General features: G+C 66.5%; 4 protein-coding genes and 1 pseudogene. 3 read left to right on the top strand and 2 right to left on the bottom strand.

Going from position 1 to position 4,889, the window contains the following annotated elements; all coding sequences use genetic code 11:
- From AC1D2K_RS29860 to AC1D2K_RS29850, 3 genes are all read left to right on the top strand, one after another.
- Positions 1-1,852: M48 family metallopeptidase (locus AC1D2K_RS29860; RefSeq protein ID WP_478093449.1), on the top strand; the 1,852-nt coding region annotated here is incomplete at its 5' end.
- Between the two features lie 33 nt (positions 1,853-1,885).
- On the top strand, positions 1,886-3,157 hold the full coding sequence (locus AC1D2K_RS29855) for an RsmB/NOP family class I SAM-dependent RNA methyltransferase (RefSeq protein ID WP_478093447.1): 1,272 nt from the start codon (positions 1,886-1,888) through the stop codon (positions 3,155-3,157).
- 131 nt (positions 3,158-3,288) lie between these two features.
- Positions 3,289-4,503: a DesA family fatty acid desaturase gene (locus AC1D2K_RS29850; RefSeq protein WP_478093446.1), complete on the top strand. Its 1,215-nt coding sequence runs from the start codon at positions 3,289-3,291 to the stop codon at positions 4,501-4,503.
- A 129-nt stretch (positions 4,504-4,632) separates the two neighbouring features.
- Here AC1D2K_RS29850 and rpmG read toward each other — a convergent pair whose 3' ends face one another.
- Positions 4,633-4,806, bottom strand: a complete 174-nt coding sequence (gene rpmG / locus AC1D2K_RS29845) for a 50S ribosomal protein L33 (protein ID WP_007830291.1) — start codon at positions 4,804-4,806, stop codon at positions 4,633-4,635.
- Between the two features lie 11 nt (positions 4,807-4,817).
- Positions 4,818-4,889 (bottom strand): annotated as a pseudogene (gene rpmB / locus AC1D2K_RS29840) (50S ribosomal protein L28); the annotation flags it as partial.

Here is a 4,889-nt window from a genome sequence, read left to right as displayed (position 1 = left end):
GGCAGATTTTGTTCATCTCGTGCGCCTGAGCGAGCATGCCAGCGCGGACGACAGCCGCGGCTACCGGCGCGGGGTCGCGGTCTTCGCCGCCCTGGGCTATCTCTGGGTCATCGCCTGCCTGGCGCTCGCGATCGGCATCATCGCCTGGGTGGTCGGTGGCCTCGGACAGGGAGGGAGATTCGACTTCACGCGCGGCTGGCTGCTGCTGTTCGCGCTCGGTCTGATGTGGGCCACGCTGCGCGCGCTGTGGGTGCCCCTCGATGARCCCGAGGGCGTGCCGCTGGAGCGGGACGATGCGCCGGCACTGTTCGAGGCGCTGGACCGGATCCGCAAGCGCATCGACGGCCCGCCGGTGCACCGGGTCTTCCTCGACAGCGACTTCAACGCCAGCATCCGCCAGATACCGCGCTTCGGGCTCTTCGGCGGCGCGGTCAACCATCTCAGCATCGGCCTGCCGCTGCTGATGGCGCTGGATCGCAGGCGCCTGCTGTCGGTGCTGGCGCACGAGTACGGACACCTGCGCGGCAACCACGGCAAGCTCAGCGCGTGGATCTATCGCACGCGGATGTCGTGGCTCAAGCTGGACGCCAGCTTGCAGCGCGACAACGGCGTGATGGCTTTCGCCTCGCAGGCCTTCTTCCGCTGGTATTTTCCGCGCTTCGCCGCCAAGACCTTCGCGCTGGCGCGCCAGGACGAATACGAGGCCGACCGCGTCGCGGCCCGGCTGCTGGGCACGCGGGTGGTGGCCGGCGCGCTGACCGAGATCGTGGTCAAGAGCGCCTGGTACGCCGAGCAATTCTGGCCCGCGCACTGGTCGCTGGCGGTCGACGAGCCGATCCCGGTCGGCCCGTTCTCGGCGCTGGCGCCGCAGTTGTGCGTGCCGGTCGCCCCGGACTTCGCGCGCTCGGCGCTGCGTGGCGCGCTGCGCTGCGTCAGTGATGTCGACGATACGCACCCGGTGCTGCGGGACCGCCTGGAAGCGCTCGACGAAAGGCCCGGCCTGCCGGCCTGGTCGGCCAAATCGGCGCTGGGCCTGCTTGCCGATGCGCCCCGGTGGATCGCGCATTTCGACGACGACTGGCGCCGCGCGCACGTCAATGACTGGAAGCAGCATCACGCCTATCTGGTGCGGGTGCGCGAGCGCGTTGCCGTCCTCGCGGCCAGCGCCGGCCGAAACAACGCCGACGAGATGGTCGAGTGGGCCGACTGCTCGCGCCGAATCGATGCCGCGGCCGACGTGCGTGGGCACTATGAGCGTGCCCTGCAGTTCACCGAAAACCACCCGGGGGCCTTGCGCGGCTTGGCGCAGTTGCTGCCGGCCCGCGATCGCGGCGCCCGGCTCGCGGTGCTCGAGCGGCTGCACGAATCGAGCGTGGCCAGCCGCTGGTGGGCTGCCAAGACCGCGGTCGCGCTGCTCGAGGACCCGGATGCGGGCGGCCACGACGAACGTGCGCTCAAGCTCTGGCGCGATCGGGCCAAGACGGCGGAGGAGGCCGAGCAGCGCGCCTGGGATGAAATCACTGCCACCCCTTTCTTCAGCCAGATCAGCCGCCACGACCTGAGCGAATTCGAACTCGGCGAGTTGCGGGCCGACCTGGTGCGCTGCAGCCCGGTCTCGCGGGCCTGGCTGGTGCGCAAGAACCTGCGCGAATTTCCATGGCGACGCGCCTACGTGGTTTTCCTCGAGCTGCCGCTCCTGGGCGACGACGAGCGTTGGCAGCTGTGCCGACAGCTCGAGCAGACCCTGAGCCTGCCGGGCGCCGCTCTGGTGCTGTGGGCCGGCCATTCGCCGACGCTGGAGCAGATCGAGCGCCAGACCTTCGGCGCGATCTGGGCCCGCACCGTCGATTGAGACCCGATCGGCCACGACTGAGACAATGGGGTCATGCACCCCAAAGCCCTGCTTGACGCCACCGCCGACCTGGTCGGCCTGGTTCTGAAATTCGATCACCCGGCCGACCAGGTCGTTTCGCGCTTCTTCCGCGACCACCGCGAGTTCGGCCCGCGCGAGCGCGCCACCCTGGCGGAAACCGTCTACACGGTGTTGCGCAAGAAGCTCCTGTTCGATCATCTGTCGCCTTCCGGCAGCGGCCCCAAGGAGCGCCGGATGGCGATCCTGGGCTTTTACGGCCCGCGCGACTTCCTCAAGAGCGCACTCAACGACACCGAGAAGCGCTGGCTCGACAACTGCGACGCCGTCAAGCAGGACGACCTGCTCGAACGCCATCGACACAACCTGCCCGAATGGCTGGTGGCGCCACTCAAGGCGCAGCTCGGGGACCAGTTCTGGCCCCTGGTGGAAAGCCTGCAGCAGCCGGCGCCGCTCGACCTGCGGGTCAACGCGCTGACCGACAAGCGGCCCGAGGTGCAGAAGGAACTGGCCAAGGCGGCGATCCGGGCGGTCGCCACGCCGTTCTCGCCCTGGGGCCTGCGCATCGACGGCAAGCCGGCGCTCAACAAGCTGGACGCGTTCACGCGCGGCGCGGTCGAGGTGCAGGACGAGGGTTCGCAGTTGCTGGCGCTTTTGCTGGATGCCAAGCGCGGCGAGATGGTGGTCGATTTCTGCGCCGGTGCCGGCGGCAAGACGCTGGCCATCGGCGCCACCATGCGGAACACCGGCCGGCTGTATGCCTTCGACACCTCGGCGCACCGGCTCGACGCCCTGAAGCCGCGGCTGGCGCGCAGCGGTCTGTCGAACGTCCATCCGGCAGCGATCGCCCATGAGCGCGACGACCGCATCAAGCGGCTGGCCGGCAAGATCGACCGGGTGCTGGTCGATGCGCCCTGTTCGGGCCTCGGCACCCTGCGGCGCAACCCGGACCTGAAATGGCGCCAGTCGCCGAAGTCGGTGCAGGAGCTGACGGCCAAGCAGACCGCGATCCTGCAGAGCGCGGCGCGGCTGGTGAAGCCGGGCGGCCGGCTGGTCTATGCGACCTGCAGCGTGCTGCCGGAGGAAAACGAGGCCATCGCCGAGGCCTTTGCTGCCGCCAATCCGGATTTCGAACCCCAGGATGCCGCGGAACTGCTGGCCGGCCTCAAGGTGGCGGGCGCCGAAGCCCTGTGCGCTGGCGGCGAGCGCGGGACGCGTTACCTGCGGCTCTGGCCCCATCGCCACGCCACCGACGGCTTTTTTGCCGCCGTGTGGAACCGGAAATAGGCTCCAGGCTCCAAAGAAAGGGTAAGAGTTGCGGTGAATCAAGGATTTAAGCCCCTTTTCAGGCTCGAACCTTTAAAATCACTGGTTACCTGAAGGCTGCACCTTCGTGCGGCCATGGAGTACTGAACTCAATGTTGCTTCCTGACTCTGCCGTACTGAGCGCGGCCATCGACTGGCTCGGAAACGGCTTGTGGGACCTCGCATGGTGGCAAGTCGTGCTGTACACGCTCGTCACCACGCACATCACGATCGCGGCGGTCACGATCTTCCTGCACCGGACGCAAACGCACCGGGCCATGGACCTGGGCCCGATTCCCTCGCATTTCTTCCGCTTCTGGCTCTGGCTGGGCACCGGCATGGTGACCAAGGAGTGGGTGGCCATCCACCGCAAGCACCACGCCAAGTGCGAAACGGTCGACGACCCGCACAGCCCGCAGGTCAAGGGCATCGACGAAGTCATGTGGCGCGGCGCCGAGCTGTACCGCAAGGAATCGAAGAACAAGGAAACGATGGAGCGTTTCGGCCACGGCACGCCCGACGACTGGATCGAGCGCAACCTGTACACGCGCTACAGCTGGCAGGGTGTCGGCCTGATGCTGATCATCAACGTCGCGCTGTTCGGCATGCTTGGGTTGACAGTCTGGGCCGTCCAGATGCTCTGGATCCCGTTCTGGGCTGCCGGCATCGTCAACGGCATCGGCCACTACTGGGGCTATCGCAATTTCGAAGCTGCGGATGCCAGCACCAACCTGGTCCCGTGGGGCATCATCATTGGCGGCGAAGAGCTGCACAACAACCACCACACCTACCCGACCTCGGCCAAGTTCTCGGTCAAGAAGTACGAGTTCGACATCGGCTGGGTCTACATCAGCCTGATGCAGAAGATCGGCTGGGCCAAGGTCAAGAAGCTGCCGCCGAAGCTGCAGATGGGTGACGTGGTGCCTGTCGCCAACGAGAAGACCCTCGAGGCCGTCATTGCCAACCGCTACGAAGTGATGGCCGGCTATGCGCGCGAAATGCGCCGTGCCACCCGCGATGAGCTGGACCAGCTCAAGGCCAAGGGTGCCGACCTGTCGGTACTGAAGGCGGCCAAGAATTGGCTGCACCGCGACGACGACAAGGTGCCGGCCGCCGTGCGTTCGGACCTGGTCCAGGCCCGTGCGGCCCATCCGGTGCTCGACAAGATGGTGACCATGCGCGAAGAGCTGCGCCAGCTGTGGCTCAACACGTCGCAGTCGCGCGAGCAGTTGGCTGCCGACCTGGCTGCCTGGTGCCACCGCGCAGAAGCCAGTGGCATTGCGGGCCTGCGCGAGTTCTCGACGCGCCTGCGTGGCGCTCGCGCCTGACCAGAGCTTCGGCTCCTCCAAAAGCCGGCCTTCGAGCCGGCTTTTTCATGCCTGCCGAGAGTAGGAGGAAAGGGCAGGCAACAAAAAACCCGCTGGATCGCAGCGGGTTTTTTATGGGTTCAGGCTGAATTACTTCAGCTTGATTTCCTTGTACTCGACGTGCTTGCGCGCCTTCGGGTCGAACTTCATGATCGACATCTTTTCAGGCATCGTCTTCTTGTTCTTGCTGGTCGTGTAGAAATGGCCGGTACCCGCGGTGGATTCCAGCTTGATCTTTTCGCGTCCGCCTTTGCTCGTTGCCATGATTCAGCTCCTTAAGCTTGGCCGCGTGCGCGCAGGTCTGCGAGCACGGCGTCGATGCCGTTCTTGTCGATCAGGCGCAGGGC

The organism is Variovorax sp. P1_H12_2 (genome assembly GCF_056405335.1).
Note: the sequence above shows the minus strand (reverse complement) of the source record. Positions and strands in the feature narration are given on the sequence as shown.